The sequence below is a fragment of the Kribbella sp. NPDC043289 genome (assembly GCF_056436705.1).
The window spans coordinates 609,708-631,761 of sequence record NZ_JBWKCB010000001.1 but is presented as its reverse complement, the minus strand read 5'-3'; the positions used below and the strand labels follow the sequence as shown (position 1 = coordinate 631,761).

The window sequence follows — 22,054 nt, the reverse complement described above, 5'->3', positions numbered from 1 at the left end:
AACACATCTACCTTTCACCGACAAGTGAGGGGTTGGGCGAGAAGGTCTGGTCCAGGACCAGACTGGCGGCGCCGATCGCGCCGACCTCGGCGCCGAGTACCGTACCGGCGACCTCGAACGGGTGCACCGCGCGGACCAGGAACCGGTCCGTCAGCGCGTCCCGGACCGCGTCGCCGAAGACCGGTGCGAGCTGCTCCCAGTGCGGACCGCCGAAGACCACGCGCTCGAGGTCGAGCAGGTTCGCGATGTCCTCGACGACCTTGGCGATCCGGGTCGCGAGCCCGGCGACGATCACGGCAGCGGGTCCGTCCACGGCCAGCTCGCAGAGTCGCGCGAACGCCGCGTCCACCGCCAGCCGGTCGTCGAGGTCGATGCCGGAGGCAAGTACGCCGGCATCGACCGCCTGCTGCACCAGGTACCGCGGCTGGCTGGACTCACCGACACAACCGCGACGCCCGCAGTAGCAGAGCGGCCCGTCGGGATCGACGATCACGTGACCGATCTCGCCGACGTTGCTCGACGATCCGCGGATCAGCTCGTCCTCGATCACCAGGCCGGCGCCGACGCCGGTGCCGAGGTAGAAGAACAGGAAGCTGCCGCCCTGCCCGGCCCAGCGCTCGGCGGACGCGGCGGCGGTTACGTCCTTGTCCAGGACGACCGGGAGCCCGGTGCGCTCCCGCAGCTCGTCCCGGAGTGGAACGAGATGCCAGGTCGACAGGTTCGGCGGGTCGACGACCACGCCGCGTTCGACGTCGATCGGACCGGGCGCGGCGATCCCGACTCCGGTCACGCGGTCGCGGGGTGCGCCGGACTCCGCGATCACGTCCTCGATCGTCTTCGCGATGCCGTCGATCAGCACGCCGGGGTCGTCGGCGTCCTGGTCGACGGGCCGTCGCGCGACGACCCCGCCGGTGAGATCCAGCAGGACGACGGTGACGACCGAGGGGTCGAGGTGGACGCCGGCGGCGTATTGGCCGGTCGGTTCGAGCTCGAGCAGCGTCCGCGGTTTGCCGAGGCCCGCACCGCGCAGCCGGCCGGCCTCGCGGACCAGGCCGGCGTCGAGCAGCCGGCGCGCGATGTTCGAGATCGCCTGACCGGACAGACCGGTCGCTTCGGCGAGCTCGACGCGGCTGAGCTGCTCGCTGCGGCGGATCGCGTCGAGGACGACGGCATCGTTGAAGCCGCCGACGCGATCGAAGTTCGTACCCCGTCTAACCATTCGGGTCGGCGCCCCACGGCTCGGACCAGTCGTAGTGAAGCGTCTCGGCACCCGACCGCCACTCGGTCGGCGTGGTGTTCACCAGCCAGTCGGTCGGTTCGAGCCCATCGTTGGCGCCACCATCGAGCGCCAGCCGGATACCGGCCCGCAACGCCCGGTCCGTGCGCTCGGTCCGGGCCGCCGGGTCGATCGACAGGAACAGCGCCGTACCCGACCGCGCCACCAGGTCCAGGAAGCGCTCGTTGAGCTCCCACGGCGTCTGCGGCGTGCACGGGACACAGTCCGCGTCGACGGCGAAGAACCGGTTGTGCTGCGGGAGCCGGAACGCGAGCGTGTTCACGCCCATCTTCCGGGTCCGCTCCCAGTCCCGGCCGGACGTGTCGTCGCCGGTCCGCTGGATGTCGACCAGGCCGGCCGCGAGATGACCGACGGTGTTGCACCCGATCAGTACGACGCCTTCCGCGGCGGCCCGGATCTCGCGGTAGAACTCGACGACGATCTCGGCCGTGGTCCGCGACCGGTCGTGGAACTGCCAGCCGTCGCGGGTCAGCCGGGACCCCATCGCGGGGCCGAAGCCACCGAACACGTCGTACGTGCTGAAGTCGTGCTTGACCAGCTCGAAACCCCAGTCCTTGAACCGCCGCAGATCCGCCCGGATCCCGTCCAGCACCTCGGGGTACGTCGGGTCGAGCGCGCGCCCGGGCTTGTCGTGCGGGGCCGTCGACGTCAGCGGACTGGGCTCGCGAACCAGCAGCGGGCGGAACCAGAGGCCCGGGCGCGCACCGATCGCCTTCACCGCGGCCGCCGTACCGGCCATGTCGTCGAACACGCCGGGGATGCCGCGGTCCCAGGGGCCACCGGAGCAGATGCCGCCCGGGTACCAGCCGTCGTCGACGACGCTGAACGGCTTCACCGGGTGACCGTCGGCGAGCTCGACGATCGTGGACGCGTCCTGCAGGACCGCCTTCTCGTCGAAGTTGGCCCCGTAGGCGTAGTACCAGTTGTTTGCGCCTACGAAAGGCCCGGCCACCGGCGCGGGCTCAGGTCGCGCCGGTAGCCGGGTGCTCATGGTGGCGACCGCTGCGTGCAGCGTCTGCCACGGTGTCCCCGCGTCCTCGAATCGTCGCACGGTCGCGGCGGAAACGGTTCGCCCCTCCAAGTGTGCCGGACCGCCGCCGTTGCGCAGGTCGAGCCACAGGGTGAAGCCGTCGCCGTCGACCGTCCAGGAGCAGAACGCGCTCGGCTGCACGTCCACCCCGGCGCCGGTGGTGGCGCCGGTCTCGGGGTCGTGGGCGAGGAAGTACCACGGGAGGAATCGCTCGGGCTGCTGGTGCCGCCACTGCAGATCGCCGTACGAGCGCTCCCACGCGTCGCCGAGGATCAGGGCACGGGACGGTAGCCGGTCCGCCCAGCGGAGGGCGACCCGGGAGATCCTCGTCGCGGTCACGTCGATGGTGCCGTCGTTCCAGCCAACCTCGACGCCGGCCGCGGACCAGGTCGTGCCGGAGCGTGTCGCTGTGGTCAACCCGTCCGAGGTCTCGGCCTGGACGAAAACAGCGCTTGGTTCTCTCACCTGACTCCCTCGGGTTAATTTCCCCAGGGACTTTAATTAGTGCTTGATCGGACGGTCAAGGTGGAGACCGCGGCCACGAGACGGTCGACGTCCGACTGGTCCGTGTACGGCGCGAGACCGGCGCGGACCGCTCCGGCCGGGCCGAGCCCGAGGTGCCGGGCCGGCTCGTAGGCGTAGAACGATCCGGCCGGGGCGTTCACACCGGCCGCTGCCAGCCGCTCGGCAACCTCGGCCGGAGCGTGTCCCTCCAGCGTGAAGAGCAGGGTCGGCGTGCGGTGCGCTGCGTGCCCGTAGAGGGTGATGCCTGGGATCGCCCGGAGGCGGGCCTCCAGGTCGTCGCGGAGGGCGTCCTCGTGCTGTTCGACGGCACGCAGCGAGCTGACGAGACGCTCGCGGCGGGTGCTGCCGGTACCCGCCAGGCCGGCGATGAAGTCGACCGCGGCGGTGGTGCCCGCGAGGAGCTCGTACGGCAGCGTGCCGAGCTCGAAGCGCTCCGGTACGGCGTCCGTCGACGGGAGCAGCTTGTCGGGCTTCAGCGTCTCGAGCAACTCGGGCGCAGCGGTCAGGGCCCCGAGATGCGGGCCGAAGAACTTGTACGGCGAGCACGCGTAGAAGTCGGCGTACCGCGCGTCGATCGGGGCGTGAGCGGTCAGGTGCACACCGTCGACGTAGATCAGGGCGCCGACCTCGTGGACCTGCGCGGCGATCCGCTCGGTGTCGGGACGGGTGCCGAGGAGGTTCGAGGCGGCGGTGACCGCGACCAGCCGGGTGCGGTCGGACAGCAGCGGGGCGATGTCGTCGAGCTCGGAGGTCTCCGGGTCGAATCCGAGCCACTTGATGGTGGCCCCGACAGCCTCGGCGGCCTGCACCCAGGGACGGACATTCGCGTCGTGATCGAGGCGGGTGACGATCACCTCGTCGCCCGGGGACCAGGTCTTGGCGAGGGTGCGGGAGAAGTCGTAGGTGAGTTGCGTCATGCTGCGGCCGAACACGATGCCCTGTGCGGTGGTGCCGAGCAGGTCAGCCATCGCCTCGCGGGCGTTCAGCACGATCTCGTCGGCGCGTCGCTCGGCGGGGGTCAGCTGACCCCGGTTGGCGAGCGCGGAGGTCATGGTGCGCGCGACCGCATCGGCGACGGCCTGCGGGGTCTGCGAGCCGCCCGGACCGTCGAAGTGCGCCGCGCCCTCCTCGAGCGCCGGGAACTGCTTGCGGACCGCCACCACGTCGAAGGCACCCATGAACGTCATCCTTTCCCTCCGCCCGGGATCTGCCCGATTGCGGATAAAAATGCGCGAACTGTCCGAACTGTAGTGCAGGATGTCAGGAGTGAGCACGGTGACGACTCCTGACAAGGCCCCGGTGCGGGCCTGGCTTCCGATCATGCTGGCGCTGGCCGCGATCTGGGGCTGCAGCTTCCTGTTCATCTCGGTCGGCGTCCGCGAACTGCCGCCGCTCTACCTGGCGCTCGGCCGGGTGATCGCGGGATCCGTCGTCCTCCTCACGATCCTGGCGGTGAAGCGCGAGCCGCTGCCCCGGGATCCGCGGCTGTGGGCGCATTCGTTCGTCGTCGGCGCGATCGGCTCCGCGATCCCGTGGACGCTCTTCGGGTACGGCGAGCAGCGGATCCCCTCGCTACTGGCCGGCATCTGGAACGGCATCACCCCGCTGATCGTGTTGCCGATCGCGGTGCTGATCTTCCGGACGGAGACGTTCTCGCTGCAGCGCGGGCTCGGTCTGCTGATCGGCTTCGCCGGGATGCTCGTCGTCCTCGGCGCCTGGCGGGTGGACGGCGGCGCGGACCTGGTCGGGCAGGGACTGTGCATGCTGGCCGCCGGGTTCTACGGACTGGCAATCCCTTACCAGAAACGATTCCTGGCCGGTACGACGTTGTCGGGCACGGCACTGTCGGCGAGTTTGTTGCTGTGCGCAACTGTGCAGCTCGCGATCGTCGCGCCGCTCGTCACCGGACAGGCTCCGCCCGCGCCGTGGTCCCTGTCGCCCGAGGTGGTGCTGAGCGTCGTCGCCCTCGGTGCGCTCGGGAGCGGCCTCGCCTTCGTCCTGAGCATGCGGAACATCCGCCTGATCGGCGCCAGCCGCTCGTCGATGGTCACCTACCTGATGCCGATTTTCTCGATCCTGGTCGGCGTGATCGTCCTGCACGAGCACATCGCCTGGTACCAGCCGGTCGGCGGCCTGGTGGTCCTGATGGGCGTCGCCGTCTCCCAAGGCGTCCTGAAGTCGCGCCGCCGCAAGCCGGTCGTCGCGGCCGAGGCGCCGGCCACCACCTGAACCCGGACCTGCACCACTCACCAACTCGGACCGACGGGCGGGCCGACGCGCAGGCTGAGCCTGAGCTGCCCGCGTGCGGCGCGGTTGGTGAGTGGTGGAGATCCGCCTCAGCGGCGGCGCAGGTTGGGAATCGCGGCAACGATCACGGCGACCAGGGCGAGGAGCGTGCCGGCGACGACTGTGGTGGTGATCGGCTTGTCGGCGACCGGCAGGAAGATGTCGATCACGAGGCTGGCGATCAGTTGGCCCGCGATCGTGCCGAGGCCGAGGACGAAGACGCCGACCACGCGGACGACGGCGGCCGCGGCGCTGATGAAGATCACACCGCAGGCGCCACCGAGGTAGAGCCACGGCTCGTTCGGCAGGTGCCGCGGCGCACCGCGGAGCGCCAGGTCGACGAGGAAGACGATCAGCAGCGCGGCGAAGCCCACCAGGAAGTTCACCACGCCGGCCGCGACCGCGCCGTACGCATCGGTCGACGCGGTCCGCGCGACCCGCCCGTTGATGGCCTGCTGTACGGCGGTGCCGACGCCGGCGAGCGCGGGCAGGACCGCCAGCAACAGACCGTCGGGGTGGCTCAACTGCTCCGAGACCGCGAGGCCGACCGCGAGGAGCGCGATCAACGCACCGACGATCCGCACCGCGGTGAGCGGCTGCGGACCGGCCGGACCGAACCCGAGACGATCCACGACCAGGCTGCTGATCGCCTGCCCGGCCACACCCGCCACCAGGAACACCGCGACGCCGATCACGGACACGGTGATCGACTGCGTCGCGACGAGGAACGCGCCCGCGACTCCCCCGAGACACTGCCACCAGCGCAGACCGCCGTACCCACGCATCGGCGTCCGGATGGTCTGCCAGACCCGGCCGAGCCCGCGCCGGACCGGCGGTACCACCGCGGTCGCGATCAGCAGGATCAGCAGGCCGGAGCCGAACGAGATCAGTGCCGCCGGGATCCCGTCGCCGAGCAGACCGCCGAGTTCGCCATTGAGGCGGGACTGGATCGCGACGAGCATGCCGATCCCGAAGGCTGCCGCCAGGCCCACGACCTGATGGTTCCGGGTGGACGGTGCGGGACGCGTGGCGGTTGTTGTCACGTCACAATCATGACCGTTCCGGCAGTAGCGCCTGTCAGCAGGTCCGGATTATGACCGCCGGATCAGCGCCAGGTACATCGCGTCGGTCCCGTGCAGATGCGGCCACAGCTGCACGTCCGGCCCCTCCCCCAGATCCGGTACGCCGGGGAACAGCGGCCGCGCATCCTCGAGAGCAGCGTCCGTCCGGCGACGCAGCACCGCGTCGACGACGGCGCGCGTCTCGTCGGGGTGCGGCGAACAGGTCACGTACGCGGCGACCCCGCCTGGGCGAACCGACTCGATCGCCGAGTCGAGCAGCGACTCCTGAAGCGGGCGGAGCTCTTCGACATCGGCCGGCGTACGGCGCCACCGGGCCTCCGGGCGTCGACGCAGCGCACCGAGACCGCTGCACGGTACGTCGGCCAGCACGCGATCGAACGAACCGGCCGGCCACGTCGGCTTCGTGCCGTCGCCGACCAGGACCTTGTGCTCGCCCGGGATCGCTCGCAGGTTCTGCCGGACGAGGTCCGCGCGGTGCTTCAGCGGCTCGACCGCGGTCAGCCGACCGTCGCGTTGCTCCACCAACCCAGCAAGCAACGCCGACTTCCCACCCGGCCCCGCACAGAGGTCGAGCCAGTTGGCGTCGTCCCCGTCGACCTTGGCCGCTGCCAGGGCCAGCGCGACGAGCTGCGAACCTTCGTCCTGTACGCCGGCCCGCCCGGTCGCGACCGCTTCGATCCGGCCCGGATCACCGCCACCGTCGAGAACCGCGCCGTACGGCGACCATCGCGCCGGCGTCGCGCCGGCGGCCACCAACTCGTCCACCTCGGCCAGACCGGGCCTCGCCACCAGCGTCACTCGCGGCGGCTCGTTGTCGGCCGCGAGCAGATCCTCCAGGCCGTCGTCGAGCACCCGGTCGAACGCTTCGATCACCCAACGAGGGTGGGCGTCGGCGATCGCGAGATGACCGAGGCGATCCTCGGCCATGGTCGGGGCCACGGTAGCGATCCACTGGTCGAGCGAGCGTTGGCTGATCTTCCGCAGGACCGCGTTCACCAGGCCGGTGCGCTTCTGGCCGAGCTCGGAGCGGGTGAGCGTGACCATCTCGTCCACCGCGGCGTACGAGTCGACGCGCATGTTCAGCAGCTGGTGGGATCCGAGCCGCAGTAGGTCGAGCAGCTCGGGGTCGAGATCCTCCAATGCACGCGACACGCTGCGTGCGAGGAACGCGTCGTACGTGCCCTGCCAGCGGAGCGTGCCGTGCACTAACTCGGTGCAGAACGCGGCGTCGCGGCCCGAAAGCCGCGCTTCGCGGAGCGCCTTGTTCAGCTCGAGGTTCGCGTAGGCGCCCGCGGACGTCACCTGCCGGATGACGCGGTACGCGACCCCGCGCACCCGATCCGGACGACGCTGCGGACCCCGGTTACGAGGCGATCGGTCGCTCACCCCAACCGGTCCTCGTCAGTCAGGCGGATACCGCGGGCCCAGTCGGCGGCGGCCATCGGCTTCTTGCCCTGCGGCTGGACCGTGACGAGTTCGACCGCCTTGCTGCCGGTGCCGGCCGTCACGCTCGACTTCGTCGCCCGCAGCTCGCCGGGCTTCAACTCCTCGTCCGTCAACCGGACCGCGAGCACCTTCAACCGCTCGCCACGGAACGTCGTCCACGCGCCCGGCGCCGGGTTGCACCCACGCACCAGCCGGTCCACTCGCTGCGCCGGCGCGCTCAGATCCAGCTCCGCGTCCTCGACCGTGATCTTCGGGGCCAGTGACACCCCGTCACCCGGCTGCTCCCGCGCTTCCAGGATGCCGGCCTCGATCCCATCGAGCGTGTCGACCAGGAGCTTCGCACCCGATACCGCCAACCGGTGCAGCAGGTCACCCGAGGTGTCCTCGGGTCCGATCGGCTCAGTCAGTACGCCGAACACCGGGCCGGCGTCGAGCGCCTTCACGATCCGGAACGTGCTCGCGCCGGTCACGTCGTCACCCGCGATGATCGAGTGCTGCACCGGCGCGGCCCCACGCCACGCGGGCAGCACCGAGAAGTGCAGGTTGACCCACCCGTGCCGCGGGATGTCGAGCGCCGCCTGCGGGAGCAGACCGCCGTACGCGACGACCGGGCAGCAGTCCGGCGCGATCTCCCGCATCCGGGCCAGGAACTCGGGATCGCTCGGCTTGACCGGCTTCAGGATCTCGATCCCGCCGAGCTCCTCGGCGTACTGCGCCACCGGCGAAGCGACGAGCTTGCGGCCGCGGCCCGCGGGCGCGTCCGGACGGGTCACCACTCCGACCAGTTCGTGGCGGCTGGCAACGATCGCCTGGAGCGCGGTGAGGGCAGGTTCCGGCGTACCGGCGAAGACGACTCTCACAGACCGAATCCGTTCATGGGGTGGGGCGAGACCTTGACCTGCGGCGGACCGGACAGCCCCGCCAGGCCGGACCACTCGGCCTCCCGGATCGCCTTCATCGCCTGCTTGCGGGTGTCGCGATCGAGCCGGTCGACGAACAGGACGCCGTCCAGGTGGTCGGTCTCGTGCTGGATACAGCGGGCGAGCAGGTCCGAGCCCTCGATCACCACCGGGTCGCCGTACATGTTGAAGCCCTTGGCGATCACCGACAGGGCGCGGCGGCAGTCGAAGGTCAGACCGGGGATCGACAGGCAGCCCTCGGGGCCGAACTGGTCCTCCGTGGACAGTGTCAACTCCGGGTTGATCAGGTGCCCGAGCTCGCCCTCGACGTGGTACGTGAACACCCGCAGGCCGACCCCGATCTGCGGCGCGGCCAGACCGGAACCGGGTGCGTCCTGCATGGTGTCGGTGAGATCCGCGACCAGGCGGCGCAGCTCGGCGTCGAAGTCGACGACCGGCTCTGCCTTGGTGATCAGCACGGGGTCGCCGAACAGGCGGATGGGTTGGACCGACACAGACTCTCCACACGTTCCACGGACCGGGACCGAGCAAGTCTAGTGCGCGGCGTCGAGGGATTCAGGCCCCAGGCCCCCTCCCCATCGTTGCCTCAAGCACGTACTGTGGTCCCAGGCGTACCCTCAGTCACTGCCGTCACACGCCGCACGGGAGACCCAATGCTCACTGCAGCACGGGGGGCAACTCTGATCCTCCTGGGCGCACTGCTTGCGCAGGCGCCCCTCACCGCCCAGGCCTACCAACCGCGCCAGCCGGAGTTCCGCGCGAACCCGACGCGGGCTACCCCCACGGAAACGGCCACGGAACCAGTCACGGAACCGTCCACGACGCCCACCCCCACGTCGTCGCCCACCGTGCTGCCGAGTCTGGTCACTCCGACACCTACGCCCACTGCGACGACCAGCGCGTCGGAGGAACCGGTGGCGCGGTCGTGGAGTGAGGTCGTGAAACAGGTCACGGAGACGTCGCCGGGTGATGTCCAGCTGCGGTCCGCGGACCAGTCGGCGCAGGCCGCGTCGATGCTGCGGTGCTTCAAGCTGGACACCGAGAACTACTGCCTGGGGCTCGGGTTCGTCGAGCAGGTACCGACCGGCGCCCAGCGGCACGCCCTGATGAGTGAGCCGACGACCGAGCCGAGCCTGCGTGCGTCGGACGAGGTCGGGACCGAGCAGGACATCTCGACGGGTGATCTGACGCCGGCAACGTTCGTCGAGCAGCGCGCGGCGCTGCCGAAGAGCCAGCGCGTCACGGCCGAGCTGGACGAGATGCAGGCCGCCTGGAGCGGCCGCGAGAAGGCCCGCGAATTCCGCGAGATCGCGCAGGCGAACACACCGCCGCCGAACCCGGAGGCGACGCCGGCCCCGAGCACGACGCCGGTTCCTACGCGCACCGCGCCGACCGTGGGTCCCTCGACTCCGGTCCCCTCGGCGCCACAGACTCCCGCGGCGCCGGTGGTCGCGCCGGCGTCGGCGTACATCATGAAGGGCTACCAGACCTCGCAGGAGAAGGGGTACTGGTGTGGTCCGGCGACGTTCCAGTCGATCGACTGGGCCGACGACAAGCAGAAGGACACCCAGGCGTCCTGGGCGAAGGACCTCGGCTCGACCACCGGCGGGACCGCGATCTCGGCGATGGTGAAGCAGACGAACGCGAAGACCGCCTGGCCGAAGGCCGCCGGCCCGTACGTCGTGCAGAACGTCAAGGGCTGGAACTCGCAGACCTTCTTCCAGGTGCACCAGAAGCACCTCGGCGTCTACAAGGCCCCGGTGATCGAGCACGTCCAGCTGCTCAAGCGGTACTTCCCGTACCTCGCCTTCAACCACAGCGGCCACTACCAGGTCGGCCGCGGCTACAACAAGGCGAACGGCACGATCGCGATCTTCGAGGTCTTCAACGAGCGCCGCTTCAACAGCCGCGGCAACGTCACGGACGGTCCGAAGAACATCCCGGCGAGCGCCCTGTTCAACGCCACGCTGGCCAACTCGTTCCAGAACATCGGCCTGTGATGCGTCGTCGTACCGTTGCTGTAGGCACTCTTCTCGTCCTGGCCGTGGCCGGTTGCTCGTCCTCGAAGGAGGCTGGCCCGGCCAAGACGCCGACACCGACCCCGTCGGTGTCGGCGACACCGACGCGGCCGAGTGACACCGGTACGGCGTTGCCTACCTGGTCCGCCGTCCTCAAGCAGCCCGTCGACGGCCAGCACCTCGTTACCCAGCAGAGCCGGTACGTCGTGACGCGCGGCAGCGACGAGGCGGGGACGACGACGATCACCGCCCGCACCGGCAAGAAGGTCGTGGTCCGGCACGTCCCCGCAGCGGGTTTCGTGGCCCAGTCCCCCGTCGTCATCGACGACCACTGGGCCCTGATCCAGGACATCCGCTCCGACGGCCCGGACCCGCAGATCAAGATCGTCCGCTACGACCTGACCACCGGCAAGGCGACCACCCCGGCAGGACTCCCGCCGGTCTCCGAACCCGAGATCGGCGCGTACGACGGAACCTTCGCGTACAGCTCCACCGACGCGAAGAACCGTTCCTGCCTGATCGTCTCCGACCTCGCGACGCTCAAGGCGCGCCCGGTGACCTGCGTCGCCGCGCCCGGGTACGTCGCCGATCCGGTGGTGTCGGCCGATGCGATCACCTTCAGCGAGATCACCGCACCGGAGACCGCGCGCCGCTGCAAGCGGGTCCTCACCGCTCCGCTCGCCAGCGGCGCGCCCCGTCCGGTGCCAGCAGCAACCAACTGCAACCAGTGGAGCGGCGCGACGCTCTCCGGCGCGACCGTGTGGTCAGAGGTCGGAGCCGCGGACCCGGACCAGTACCAGAGCAAGGCGTACCTGCGGGACTCCGGCGACTCCCCCGCCCGCTCACTTGGCACCGTCGTCACCGACACGATTATTGCCTGCGGCAACTGGATCCTCTGGGAGACCCGTACCGTCAACGCCGCCGGCGACGAGACCTACCAGATCAATCGCTGGCGCCACGGCCTCGCCGCTCCACAACGGATGTACGCCGCCAAGTCCGGCGTGGCCCTGACCCCGATGACCTGTCAGGCCAACACGGTGTACGTCGAGGCGGCGTACCTCGCGAGCACGCCGACGTACACCGAGACCATCTCCGCAGCGCTCTAGCGGCGCGCGTGGCGGATGCGGACCTTGCCGAAGCCGACCGTTCCGGTGATCCGGATCCGTGGGCCGGTGCCGGTGGACGCGGCCGGTGGCTGGTAGCGCGAGTCCTTCATGGCGGTCGTCAGGCCGTCGAGGTCGACGACCGCGTCGCGCGGTACCCGGATCTTCGCGCTGCCGGTGCCGAGGTTCAGCTCGAGGTCGAGCTCCGGCTGCTCGAAGACCGCCCGGGACAGGTCGAGCTTCACCCGCCCGAACGCGGAGTCGACCCGGAGCTTCCGCGGCACCCGCCAGGCGCCGACGCGTTTGATCCGGCCGGTCGCCGCCGTGATGGTGGCCGAGCGGCCCGGGTCCGGAGCGGGCAGCGACGCGACCGCCAGCTCGAGCTCCTGCCCGGTCTTCGCGGACAGCACCTGGTGGAGACGCTCGTCCATCTCCTCGTGCGTCAGGTACCCGCCGGTGTAGGCGGTCTGCACGCGCTCGACCGCCGCGTTGCGGTCCACATCCCCGATCGCGGGTGAGCGATCCTCCGGCACCGATGTCACAGGCTCACTGTAGTGCGAGACCACGGTCACGGAGCTGGGCGCGGAGATTCCTTCCACCGCTGAAGACCTCGGCGTCGAGGCCGACCGCCCGGGCAGCGTCGACGTTGTACGCCATGTCGTCGGTGTAGAAGGTCTGCGCCGGGTCCAGGCCGAAGCGGTCGATCAGGATGCGGTAGATCTTCTCGTCCGGCTTCGTCGTCTGCTCGACCCCGGACACCACCTCGCCGTCGAAGTGCGTGAGGATCGGGAACGCGTCCTTGGCCACCTCCCACTTCTCGCCGGAGAAGTTCGTCAACGCGTACGTCGGCAGCCCGAGCGCCTGGAGCTCGGTGAGCACCGCGGCGGTCTCCTCGAAGACACCGCCGACCATCTTCAGCCACCCGGTGTCGTACGCCTCGATCCACTCCGCGTGCTCCGGGTGCAGACCGCTCAGCTCCGCGACCGCCTCGGCCCACGGACGGCCCTCGTCCTGGCGGTGGTTCCAGGCCGGCGTCGCCACGTTGGTGAGGAAGTGCGTCCGCTGCTCCTCGTCGGGAATCAGGTCGGCGTACAGGTAGGTCGGGCTCCAGTCCAGCAGCACCCCACCGATGTCGAACACCACTGCGTCAGTCATGACCGCAACCCTACGAGACCCGGCGAGAACGTTGCGGCCTCTCACCCCACGTTCGCGGCGGCGCGGGCGTGCAGGGCGGGAGCCAGCGAGTACTGGCCGATGAAGATCGCCACGCCGAGGACCGCGCAGCCGATCCAGGTGACCGTCGGGCCGAAGTGCTCGAGTGCGTTCGTCCCCGCGAGCGGGCCGATCACCGTGCCGACGCCGAACGCCATTCCGGACAGCCCCATGTAGCGCCCGCGCAGGTCGACCGGCGCGAGATCGGCGAACACCGCACCGATCACCGCCGCGAACCCGATCTCGCCGATCGTCCACACCACGACCGACAGCCCGTATCCCCACCAGCTGTGCACGACCGCGCCGAGCCCGAAACCGAGTCCGACCACCAGCATCGAGGTCGCGAGCAATTTCGGCCGGTCGAGCTTCACCATCCAGCGCCCGAGGAACGGCTGCAGCAGCACGATCACGACACCGTTGAGCGCGATCACCAGACCGTACGTCTTCGAGCTCAGGCCGTCGTCCGACATCGCGAGCGGGAGCGTCGAGTACCCCTGCATGTAGACGGTCGCGTAGCCGATCTGGAGCAGGATCATCAGCAGGAACACCGTGTCCCGCAGCGCGACCCCGAGCAGCGGGCGGCGCGGCGTACTGTCGTCGAGCACCGGCCGGCTCTCCGGGACCATCGCCCAGATCACCACGCCGGCGATCACCGACGTACCGGCGTTCAGCCAGAACAGCAGGCCGTAGCCGACCGAGGCGAGGACGCCCGCGCTCACGGTCGAGACCGAGAAGCCGAGGTTGATCGCCCAGAACAGCAGGCCGTACGCGCGGACCCGCTCGGTCGGCTGCAGCAGGTCGGCCACGGTCGCCTGTACGGCGGGACGGAACAGGTCACCGAGCAGGCCGACGAGGAACGCGGCCGCCCAGATCATCGCCATGCCGCGCGCGGAACCGAGCAGGACCAGGGCGGCGCCGGTACCGAAGAAGCAGATCAGCATCGTGAGGCGGCGACCGACGCGGTCGGTGAGGAACCCGCCGACGAGCTGCGCCGCGACAGACCCGGCGCCGACGGCGGCCGCCACCGCGCCCGCCGTACCGGCGGAGAGGTGGCGGTCGTGGGTCAGGTAGAGGACGAGGAACGGTTGCACGAAACTGCCGAGCCGGTTGACCAGCTGGCACACCCACAGCGCCCAGAAGGCCCGCGGCAGTGCGGTCGGTCTGGGGCTGGTGACGGTGGTGACTGCGCTCATGGAAGCAACTCTGCGGGGTCGCCCGGAGGTTGTCGACGATTAGGGTCAGGACTAATCTGGTCCGGTGATCACGATCAGGCTGAGCGCCGGCGACGTCGGGCGGATCCGGTTCGCGCTGTCACCGGTCTGGGAGGCGGTGACCAGCGTGCGGGCGTTGAGCAACAACACCGCGCGCAGCGTCCACGGGCCGTGGCTGCAGAAGGTCCGGCCGACCATCGAGGGCGACGACCTGACGTTGCTCAGGGCGCTCATTCCGTCGTACGGGTACATCCCCGACTTCCTGACCCCGGCGCCCCCGCGGCGGTCGACGAGCCTGGAAGCGGGCCTCGCCGCGATCGCCGCCACACCCCACGAGCTGGTGGTCGACGAGATCGGGAAGCTGCACACCGACACCCCCAACCCGATGCTGCCCGAGCTGATCGCGCACCCGGCCAAGGCCCTGGAGCGGATCACGTCGGCGCTCGAGTCGTACTGGCGGCGCGCGATCGAACCCGACTGGCGGCGGATGCGGTCCTTGCTGCAGGAGGATCTCGCGTTCCGGATGGACGAGCTCGCCAGCGGTGGGATCGAGCGGCTGTTCCGCAACCTCCACCCGTCGATCCGCTACAGCAGCGACCGGATCGAGATCGACCGTCCGTTCTGCTGCGACGGCGAGCCGATGGCCGGGCAGGGCGTGCTGCTGGTGCCGTGCGTCTTCACGTGGCCGGCCGGTCTCGCGGTGACGGCTGCGCCGCACGTACCTACGATCACTTACCCACCACGCGGTCTCGGCCGGTTGTGGGAAGACCGCCAGGACACCACGGACTCGCCGCTCGCAGACCTCGTCGGCCGGACCCGAGCCGCCATCGTCAGTCATCTCGACCTGCCGATGTCCACGACCCATCTCGCGAACCAGCTGGGTGTGTCCGCGCCCACGCTCAGCGTCCACCTGAGCATCCTCCGCAACGCCGGCGTCGTCGACTCCCGCCGCGACGGCCGTGCCGTCCTGTACTACCGGACTTCGCTCGGCCACCAACTCCTCGCCGGTTAGCCGAAGCTGGGTGGGTCTACCTGGGTTCGGACGGAGCCGGGGTTCTTCTTCGTGGCCCGTGCGGACTGGGCTTCTTTGAGCGAGCGGACGAGGGTCGCGCCGTGCGCGCGCGGAGTACGGACGACCGCGCGGACGGTCTCGTCGTCGACGTCCACCGGACCCAGCACTTCGAGCCCGGCGGATGGCGGGACGAGATCGCGAAGGCGAGCGATGAGGTCCGCCACCGACTCGCCAGGCCCGGTCAGCTCAGCGAGCTTCGCGGCGGGCGCCAGCCGAGCGGTACGGCGTTCCTCGATCTCACGCATCGCATAGCCCTCGGGGCTCCACCTGACGATCGCCTGGAGCGGAAGCGCGGACGGGTCGCCGACGAGGATCACGGTGCCGCCTTCGCGGGCCGGCCGGACCAATGCGGCCGCGTTGAACCATCGGCGTACCGCTTCCTCGGGGGCGCGGAGGTCGGGGCGTGCAAGCATCAGCCACGTGTCGAGGAGCATCGCGGCGCTGTAACCGCCCTCGGCGACGGGCTCCGCGCCGGGTGTGCTGACGATCAGCGCGGGCGCGTCCGACACGGCGTCGAGCATGCTGTCGCCGCCCGATGTCCGCACAACGACGCCCGGGAACGCCCGCCCCAGCTCTTCCGCCGTACGCCGTGCGCCGATGACCGCGGCGCGCATCCGGGTGTCACCACACTCGGGGCAGCGGTGATCCGCCGCCGGTCGCCCGCACACGCTGCAGCTCGGCGGCCCCGATCCCCCGGTCCGGCGCAAGGTCCCGCCGCATGTGTCGCAGCGCGATGGCGCCCGGCAGGTCTGGCACACCAGACTCGGCAGATACCCGGCCCGCGGCACCTGGACCAGCACCGGCCCCGACCGCAGCCCGTCCCGGGCGATCTCGAAGGCTCGGTGCGGCAACCGTGCCGCCCGCGCACTCGGATCGCGCGCCAAGTCGATGTCCGACTCCCCCGCGATGTGCACCGCCGGCGCCGCCGCGCGGATCACCGACCGGTCCGCGATCAGCTCGTGCGCGAACCCGGACTCGATCAGCGCCGCCGCCTCCGCCGACCGCGCGAACCCGCCGAGCAACGCCGCACACTTCTGCCGGAACGCCCGCAGCAGCAGGACTTCCCGAGCATGCGGGTACGGCGCGCGCGGCTCGGCGTACGACTCGTCGCCGTCGTCCCAGAGCGCGACCAGCCCGAGATCGGCGACCGGCGCGAAGGCCGCCGCCCGAGTCCCGATCACCACCCGCGCGCACCCCCGCAGCGCGGCGAGGAACGACCGGTACCGCGCCGTCGGTCCCAGGTCCGCCGAGAGCGTGACGAAACCGGACTCCCCGAGCACCGCCGTACACGCCGCGGCCAACCGCTCCAGATCGCGCGCGTCCGGCGCCAGCAGCAACGCCCCACGACCCGACGCCGCGCACACCGCGGCCGCCTGCGCGAAGGCCAGCGCCCAATCAGCCCCGGGTATGGCGGTCCACACCGCCCGCGGCGACTCGGCCCGACCAATCGCGTCGAGAAAGCCCGGAGGGTACGACGACCACTCGGACCGCGAGGTCGATACCGGCGGGCGCGGCGGCTGATCGCAGCGCAGCGGCTCGCCCTCCACCTTCGCGTGGCGCGGCGGCACCGCCAACCGGGTGACGTCCGCGAGCACACCGGCGTACCGATCGGCGACCGCGCGGCAGAGGTCGGCGACCTCCGGTGTCAGCACTCGCTCCGGGGAGACGACCTTGCGGATCCGGACCAGTTTGCCGTCGTGGTCGGACTCGTCGAGCCGCTCCAGCACGAAGCCGTCGAGGTCCTTGCCGGCGAAGCGCACCTTCACCCGAGCACCGGGCTGCGCGGCCGCGGCCATGTCCTCCGGCACGAGATAGTCGAACGGCCGGTCCAGATGCGGGAGCGAGACATCCACCGCGATCCGCGCCACCGGCTGCGAGTCGGTGATCGGTGCGGGCTCCTTCGTACGCGATTTGCGCACGGTGTCCCGCAACAGCGTCAGCTGCTCCGGCGAGTCCGATGTCACCCGGGAATGCTAGTCCGGCGCGACGACAGTGCGCTGCCGCACTGCCGTCCGCCTGTGGACAACTACTTGTTGACGGCGGCCTTGAGGGCCTCGACGCGGTCGGTGCGCTCCCAGGTGAAGTCCTCGCCGGTGCGGCCGAAGTGGCCGTTCTTGGCGGTCTGGGCGTAGATCGGCCGGAGCAGCTCGAGGTCGCGGATGATCGCGGCCGGGCGCAGGTCGAAGACCTCGCGGACGGCGTCGGCGATCTTGCCGACCTCGACCTTCTCGGTACCGAACGTGTCGACGTAGAAACCGACCGGCGCGGCCTTGCCGATCGCGTACGCGACCTGGCACTCCACCCGGTCCGCGAGCCCGGCCGCGACGATGTTCTTCGCCACCCAGCGCATCGCGTACGCCGCCGAGCGGTCCACCTTCGACGGGTCCTTGCCGGAGAACGCGCCACCACCGTGCCGCGCCATGCCGCCGTACGTGTCGATGATGATCTTCCGCCCGGTCAGGCCGGCGTCGCCCATCGGGCCGCCGATCTCGAACCGGCCGGTCGGGTTCACCAGCAGCTTGTAGTCGGTCGAGTCGATGTCGAACTGCTCGAGCACCGGGTCGACGACGTGCTTCTTGATGTCCGGCGTCAGCATCGAGTCCAGGTTGATGTCCGCCGCGTGCTGGCTGGACACCACCACGGTGTCGATCCGGACCGCCTTGTCACCGTCGTACTCGACCGTGACCTGGGTCTTGCCGTCCGGGCGCAGGTACGCCAGGGTGCCGTTCTTGCGCACCTCGGCGAGCCGCTCGGACAGCCGGTGCGCGATCGTGATCGGCAGCGGCATCAGCTCCGGCGTCTCGTTCGACGCGTAGCCGAACATCAGGCCCTGGTCACCCGCCCCCTGCAGGTCCAGAGCGTCCTGGGACGCGGCCGACCGCGTCTCGTACGCCGTGTCGACACCCTGTGCGATGTCCGGCGACTGGCTCCCGATGGCGACCTGCACCCCACAGGACGCACCGTCGAAGCCCTTCAGCGACGAGTCGTAGCCGATCTCGAGGATGCGCGACCGCACGATCCCGGGGATATCGACGTAGGCCGTCGTGGTGACCTCACCCGCGACGACGACCAGACCCGTGGTGATCAGGGTCTCGACCGCGACCCGGCTCTTCGGGTCCTCGGCCAGCAACGCGTCGAGGATGGAGTCGCTGATCTGGTCAGCGATCTTGTCCGGGTGACCTTCGGTCACGGACTCGGACGTGAAAAGGCGCCTCGCCACAGTTCTCCCTCGAATTCCTCTTGTGCCGCCCGGCTACGCGTTGGCACGGCCGCGCGATCCCCCCATGCACCGGCGGTTGGCGATGCATCTTGGGAAGTATGCCAGCAGTCTCACCCGAAGGCCCGGCGACGCTCCGAAATCATCCGGAATACGAGACCTTCATCCATATTCTGGACAGGCGCAGTATTTCACGCGTGCGGGCCGACCGCCACGTCGCCGAGTGTGAGCGACGGCGTACCACCGAGGATCGCTCCCAGCCGGTCCACCTCTGCGTCCAGGAGGGCGCGGCGGCGCCGGTCGAGCGGGGTCAGGGCCTCGACGGTGACCTGCAGTTTCTTGCCGGCCTTCTTCTGGTGCCAGACCCCCGCCACGACGCCGTCGACGAGCAGCAGCGGGTAGTTGCCGGCCTGGCCGCGGGCGGTCGCGCGCTCGAAGGCCCGGCCGGGGAACAGCAGTTCACGCGGGAAGCTGCCGACGCCGTACGCGTCGAAGTACGGCAGCAGCCGCACGCCGCTCGCGCGCTCGTCGGGGAAGTCCTCGTCGCCGGGTGCGACGTACGCGATCTCGCCGTTGAGCACGACCTGCGGCAGGCCGTCGAAGTACGGCTTGACCTGCGTCGGCGTGGTCTTGAGCCAGCGGGCGAACTGCTGCGGCGTCGCGGGACCGTACGAGTACAGGTAGCGGTGCAGCAGTTCGGTGAGTGCCTTCTCGGCGGGCATCGGGTCGAACGGCCGCAGCCGATGCGGGTTCGAGTACGTCGTGAGCCGCCCGCGCATCGGCCCGTGACAGAGGACACCGGCGTGCGCCGCGACCGAGATCGCCTGCCGCCATCGCGACCACTCGCCCTGGAACGCGGGCAGCGTCGGTTCGTGCGCCCACGGCCCGGTACGACGTACCACTTCCTCGGACAGCTCGTCGACGGTCAGGTCGTCGTGCGCGAGCGCCTCGCCGATCGCGACGATCACCTGGTCGACCTCGTCCGGGGTCATCCGGATCGGCGGCGGTTGCTGCGACGCCGGCGGAAGCGCGGACAACGCCCCGGTCCACATCGGGAGGTCGTCGAGCGGCAGCAGATGCACGGTCCCGCGCGGCCCGAACGTCTTCACCAGCCCCTCGTCCTGCTGAACGGTCGCCCGCGTCGCCCCGTCGACCCGCAACGCCACCGACACCTCCCCCGCCGCCGCGATCTGCGCATGCGCCCCACACATCGCCCGTACGACGTCCACCGCGCTCTCGGCCGACTCGCTCAGAAAGTGCCGCCGCATGCGCCGCGCGACCACGGCGTCCCAGGTGATCTCCATACCCTGACCCTATGAAAAGAAGCGGTCAGGTTCTGTCCTCAGCCCGCAGCGGCAAAAATGCGGAGCCCCTCGCGGCAAGGTGAGGCAAGCTGACGTCATGACGACCATCCGGACCGCGATCACCGACGCCGACTACGAAGCCTGGCGCGCGGTGCGGATCGCGGTGCTGCCGTACGAGCGCTGCCCGTCAGTCGCCGAACTGCGTGACCTCGACCGCCCCGGCCGGCTGATGCTGCTCGCGGAGCTCGACGGCGAGGTGGTCGGCAGCGGACTGGCGGACCGCTCGGGCGACGGCGAGCGGGCGAAGCTGACGGCGCGCGTCCACCCGGACTTCCGCCGACGCGGCGTTGGCTCGGGTCTGCTCCGGGTGCTCGCCGACCATGCCGTTGCCCAGGGGTACGACGTCGCGGGCGCCAGCGTCGACGACGCGGAGTCCCGGCTCTTCGCCGAGCGGTACGGCTTCGTGGAAACGAACCGGGAGGTCGAACAGCTGCGGAAGATCGGCGACGAACCTCAGCCGGCGGCGCCGACGGAGTACACGATCGTCTCGGTCGCCGAACGCCCGGAACTGTGGGCCGCGGCCTATCACCAGGTCGCGCTGCCGACGATCCCGGACATGGACCATCCGACCGCGCTGAAGGTTTCCATCACCGAGTGGGAGACCGAGTGGATCAACGATCCGGCCGCGATGTTCGTGGCCGTCGCCGGTGAGGACGTGATCGGCGTCGCAGGGTTGATGCTCGATTCCGATCGCCCGGAGCGCGCGGAGGTCGCCTACACCGCCGTACGCCGGGAGTGGCGCGGCAAGTCGGTCGCCGCCACCCTCAAACGCACCAGCATGGCGTGGGCCGCCGAGAACGGAATCACCGAGATCTACACCTGGACCCAACGCGGCAACGACGCAATGCGCAGCCTCAACGAGCATCTCGGCTTCACCTACGGCATCACCAGCATCACCATGCGAGCCCCACTCCCCCTCAGGTGGGACTCAGGACACTAGCTCTTACGACCAGTGGGTGGCGACCAGGTTCCAGATGACGCCGGCGAGGGCGTCCTTGCTGCCGGACGGGACCGGGAGGGCGCTGCCGGTGCGGTCGAGGATGACGGCTTCGTTGACGTCGCTGCCGAAGACCTTGCCGCCGGAGACGTCGTTGACGACGAGCAGGTCGCAGCCCTTGCGTTCGAGCTTGGCGCGGCCGAGCTCGAGGACGGTGTGGTCGGCGTCGCCGGTCTCCGCGGCGAAGCCGACGATCACCTGACCGGCGCGGGCACGGTCGTGCGCGACCGTCTGCAGGATGTCCGGGTTCTGCACCAGGCTGACCGCGGGCACGGAGCCGTCGGCGGTCTTCTTGATCTTGTGCTCGGCGACGTCGGCCGGGCGGAAGTCGGCCGGGGCCGCCGCCATCACGATCGCGTCGGCGTCACCCGCGCGCCCGGTGATCTCGTCGTACAGATCGCGGGTGCTGGTCACCGGGACGACCTGGACGCCGGCCGGGTCGGGCAGCTCGGAGTTGGCCGCGACCAGCGTCACCTTGGCGCCGCGCGCGGCGGCGATCCGGGCGAGTGCGTACCCCTGCTTTCCGGACGACGAGTTGCCGAGGTACCGGACCGGGTCGAGGTGCTCCCGGGTGCCGCCGGCGCTGATCAGGACGTGTTTGCCGGTCAGATCGGCGACCGACTGACCGGCCGCGCGGGCCGCCTCGTCGGCGAGCATCAGCTGGCTGATCGCGAAGATCTCCGACGGCTCCGGCAGCCGGCCGCGGCCGGTGTCGGCGCCGGTCAGCCGCCCGACGGCGGGCTCCAGGACCGTGATCCCGCGGGAGCGCAGGGTCTCCACGTTCGCCTGCGTCGCCGGGTGTTCCCACATCTCGGTGTGCATCGCGGCCGCGAAGAGGATCGGGCAGCGCGCGGTGAGCAGCGTGTTCGTCAGCAGGTCGTCGGCCAGGCCGTGCGCGGCCTTGGCGATCAGGTTCGCGGTCGCGGGGGCGACGACGACCAGCTCGGCCGCCTTCCCGATCCGGACGTGCGGCACCTCTTCGACGTTGTCGAACGGGTCGGCCGTCACGGCCTGCCCGGACAACGCGGCCCAAGTCGCCGCGCCGACGAACTCCAGCGCGGCCTCGGTCGGCACCACCCGCACGCTGTGCCCCGACTCGGTCAGCCGTCGCAGCAGGTCACAGACCTTGTACGCCGCGATGCCGCCGCCGACCCCGAGCACGACCTTCGGCTTGTGTGCGTCGTGCGAAGGCACCACGACGGCCCCCGGGTCGCTGGGGACACCGGGGGTTTCACCGGTTGCGGACATCTGCGTCGACTCCGTTCCCGGTCGTC

19 protein-coding genes are annotated in these 22,054 nt (G+C 70.4%); 5 read left to right on the top strand and 14 right to left on the bottom strand.

Annotation, left to right across the window (positions count from 1 at the left end; genetic code table 11):
- Positions 1-7: 7 nt before the first annotated feature.
- Genes AC0662_RS02975 through AC0662_RS02965 form a run of 3 tightly spaced genes read right to left on the bottom strand, consistent with a single transcriptional unit; the run spans position 8 to position 4,030 of the window.
- Positions 8-1,219 (bottom strand): ROK family transcriptional regulator, encoded by a 1,212-nt coding sequence (locus tag AC0662_RS02975; RefSeq protein ID WP_452203797.1) that lies wholly within the window; start codon positions 1,217-1,219, stop codon positions 8-10.
- On the bottom strand, positions 1,212-2,792 hold the full coding sequence (locus tag AC0662_RS02970) for an alpha-amylase family protein (protein ID WP_478298104.1): 1,581 nt from the start codon (positions 2,790-2,792) through the stop codon (positions 1,212-1,214). The genes AC0662_RS02975 and AC0662_RS02970 overlap by 8 nt, the downstream gene beginning before the upstream one ends.
- Positions 2,793-2,824: 32 nt before the next feature.
- Positions 2,825-4,030: a cysteine desulfurase-like protein gene (locus AC0662_RS02965; protein WP_478298102.1), complete on the bottom strand. Its 1,206-nt coding sequence runs from the start codon at positions 4,028-4,030 to the stop codon at positions 2,825-2,827.
- A gap of 97 nt (positions 4,031-4,127) precedes the next feature.
- Here AC0662_RS02965 and AC0662_RS02960 point away from each other — a divergent pair, with 97 nt between their 5' ends.
- On the top strand, positions 4,128-5,081 hold the full coding sequence (locus AC0662_RS02960; protein ID WP_452203793.1) for a DMT family transporter: 954 nt from the start codon (positions 4,128-4,130) through the stop codon (positions 5,079-5,081).
- A gap of 107 nt (positions 5,082-5,188) precedes the next feature.
- Here AC0662_RS02960 and AC0662_RS02955 read toward each other — a convergent pair whose 3' ends face one another.
- The 4 genes from AC0662_RS02955 to def are packed head-to-tail and all read right to left on the bottom strand — an operon-like array spanning position 5,189 to position 9,080.
- Positions 5,189-6,181, bottom strand: coding sequence for a DMT family transporter (locus AC0662_RS02955; protein ID WP_452203792.1), 993 nt, complete (start codon positions 6,179-6,181; stop codon positions 5,189-5,191).
- Positions 6,182-6,229: 48 nt separating this feature from the next.
- Complete coding sequence (locus AC0662_RS02950; RefSeq protein WP_452203791.1) at positions 6,230-7,606, bottom strand: RsmB/NOP family class I SAM-dependent RNA methyltransferase; 1,377 nt, start codon at positions 7,604-7,606, stop codon at positions 6,230-6,232.
- Positions 7,603-8,526, bottom strand: coding sequence for a methionyl-tRNA formyltransferase (fmt, locus tag AC0662_RS02945; protein ID WP_452203790.1), 924 nt, complete (start codon positions 8,524-8,526; stop codon positions 7,603-7,605). Before fmt ends, AC0662_RS02950 begins: the two co-directional genes overlap by 4 nt.
- Positions 8,523-9,080, bottom strand: a complete 558-nt coding sequence (gene def, locus AC0662_RS02940; protein ID WP_452203789.1) for a peptide deformylase — start codon at positions 9,078-9,080, stop codon at positions 8,523-8,525. Before def ends, fmt begins: the two co-directional genes overlap by 4 nt.
- A 444-nt stretch (positions 9,081-9,524) precedes the next feature.
- Here def and AC0662_RS02935 point away from each other — a divergent pair, with 444 nt between their 5' ends.
- On the top strand, positions 9,525-10,586 hold the full coding sequence (locus tag AC0662_RS02935) for a C39 family peptidase (protein ID WP_452203788.1): 1,062 nt from the start codon (positions 9,525-9,527) through the stop codon (positions 10,584-10,586).
- On the top strand, positions 10,586-11,710 hold the full coding sequence (locus tag AC0662_RS02930; RefSeq protein ID WP_478300179.1) for a hypothetical protein: 1,125 nt from the start codon (positions 10,586-10,588) through the stop codon (positions 11,708-11,710). Before AC0662_RS02935 ends, AC0662_RS02930 begins: the two co-directional genes overlap by 1 nt.
- On the opposite strand, the gene AC0662_RS02925 is transcribed toward AC0662_RS02930, so the two are convergent.
- Genes AC0662_RS02925 through AC0662_RS02915 form a run of 3 tightly spaced genes read right to left on the bottom strand, consistent with a single transcriptional unit; the run spans position 11,707 to position 14,112 of the window.
- Positions 11,707-12,249 carry a DUF1707 SHOCT-like domain-containing protein gene (locus AC0662_RS02925; protein WP_452203787.1) on the bottom strand — a complete coding sequence of 181 codons (543 nt, stop codon included), beginning with the start codon at positions 12,247-12,249 and terminating at the stop codon, positions 11,707-11,709. The two genes, AC0662_RS02930 and AC0662_RS02925, sit on opposite strands and share 4 nt — an antisense overlap.
- Before the next feature lie 4 nt (positions 12,250-12,253).
- Positions 12,254-12,862 carry an HAD family hydrolase gene (locus AC0662_RS02920; protein WP_478298098.1) on the bottom strand — a complete coding sequence of 203 codons (609 nt, stop codon included), beginning with the start codon at positions 12,860-12,862 and terminating at the stop codon, positions 12,254-12,256.
- 41 nt (positions 12,863-12,903) lie between these two features.
- Entirely contained in the window at positions 12,904-14,112 is a 1,209-nt protein-coding gene (locus AC0662_RS02915) for an MDR family MFS transporter (RefSeq protein ID WP_452203785.1), read from the bottom strand.
- A 64-nt stretch (positions 14,113-14,176) separates the two neighbouring features.
- Between AC0662_RS02915 and AC0662_RS02910 the strand changes: the two genes are divergently transcribed.
- The gene (locus AC0662_RS02910; protein WP_452203784.1) at positions 14,177-15,142 is read left to right on the top strand and encodes an ArsR/SmtB family transcription factor; all 966 of its coding nucleotides are present in this window, start codon (positions 14,177-14,179) and stop codon (positions 15,140-15,142) included.
- On the opposite strand, the gene AC0662_RS02905 is transcribed toward AC0662_RS02910, so the two are convergent.
- The 3 genes from AC0662_RS02905 to AC0662_RS02895 form a co-directional block, all read right to left on the bottom strand.
- The gene (locus tag AC0662_RS02905) at positions 15,139-17,166 is read right to left on the bottom strand and encodes a primosomal protein N' (RefSeq protein ID WP_478298095.1); all 2,028 of its coding nucleotides are present in this window, start codon (positions 17,164-17,166) and stop codon (positions 15,139-15,141) included. The two genes, AC0662_RS02910 and AC0662_RS02905, sit on opposite strands and share 4 nt — an antisense overlap.
- A gap of 62 nt (positions 17,167-17,228) precedes the next feature.
- Entirely contained in the window at positions 17,229-18,422 is a 1,194-nt protein-coding gene (gene metK / locus AC0662_RS02900; RefSeq protein WP_452203782.1) for a methionine adenosyltransferase, read from the bottom strand.
- A 188-nt stretch (positions 18,423-18,610) separates the two neighbouring features.
- Positions 18,611-19,723, bottom strand: coding sequence for a winged helix DNA-binding domain-containing protein (locus AC0662_RS02895; RefSeq protein WP_452203781.1), 1,113 nt, complete (start codon positions 19,721-19,723; stop codon positions 18,611-18,613).
- A gap of 97 nt (positions 19,724-19,820) precedes the next feature.
- Between AC0662_RS02895 and AC0662_RS02890 the strand changes: the two genes are divergently transcribed.
- The gene (locus AC0662_RS02890; protein WP_478298093.1) at positions 19,821-20,723 is read left to right on the top strand and encodes an N-acetyltransferase family protein; all 903 of its coding nucleotides are present in this window, start codon (positions 19,821-19,823) and stop codon (positions 20,721-20,723) included.
- Between the two features lie 3 nt (positions 20,724-20,726).
- Here the strand turns inward: AC0662_RS02890 and coaBC are convergent, their stop codons facing one another.
- Entirely contained in the window at positions 20,727-22,028 is a 1,302-nt protein-coding gene (gene coaBC / locus AC0662_RS02885) for a bifunctional phosphopantothenoylcysteine decarboxylase/phosphopantothenate--cysteine ligase CoaBC (RefSeq protein WP_478298091.1), read from the bottom strand.
- Between the last annotated feature and the right edge of the window lie 26 nt (positions 22,029-22,054).

Bases quoted from the DNA above. Each gene is read 5' to 3' on its own strand.
- AC0662_RS02975 (WP_452203797.1), bottom strand. From the start codon at position 1,219: ATGGTTAGACGGGGTACGAACTTCGATCGCGTCGGCGGCTTCAACGAT.
- AC0662_RS02965 (WP_478298102.1), bottom strand. From the start codon at position 4,030: ATGGGTGCCTTCGACGTGGTGGCGGTCCGCAAGCAGTTCCCGGCGCTC.
- AC0662_RS02930 (WP_478300179.1), top strand. From the start codon at position 10,586: ATGCGTCGTCGTACCGTTGCTGTAGGCACTCTTCTCGTCCTGGCCGTG.
- AC0662_RS02920 (WP_478298098.1), bottom strand. From the start codon at position 12,862: ATGACTGACGCAGTGGTGTTCGACATCGGTGGGGTGCTGCTGGACTGG.
- AC0662_RS02915 (WP_452203785.1), bottom strand. From the start codon at position 14,112: ATGAGCGCAGTCACCACCGTCACCAGCCCCAGACCGACCGCACTGCCG.
- AC0662_RS02895 (WP_452203781.1), bottom strand. From the start codon at position 19,723: ATGGAGATCACCTGGGACGCCGTGGTCGCGCGGCGCATGCGGCGGCAC.
- AC0662_RS02890 (WP_478298093.1), top strand. From the start codon at position 19,821: ATGACGACCATCCGGACCGCGATCACCGACGCCGACTACGAAGCCTGG.
- coaBC (WP_478298091.1), bottom strand. From the start codon at position 22,028: ATGTCCGCAACCGGTGAAACCCCCGGTGTCCCCAGCGACCCGGGGGCC.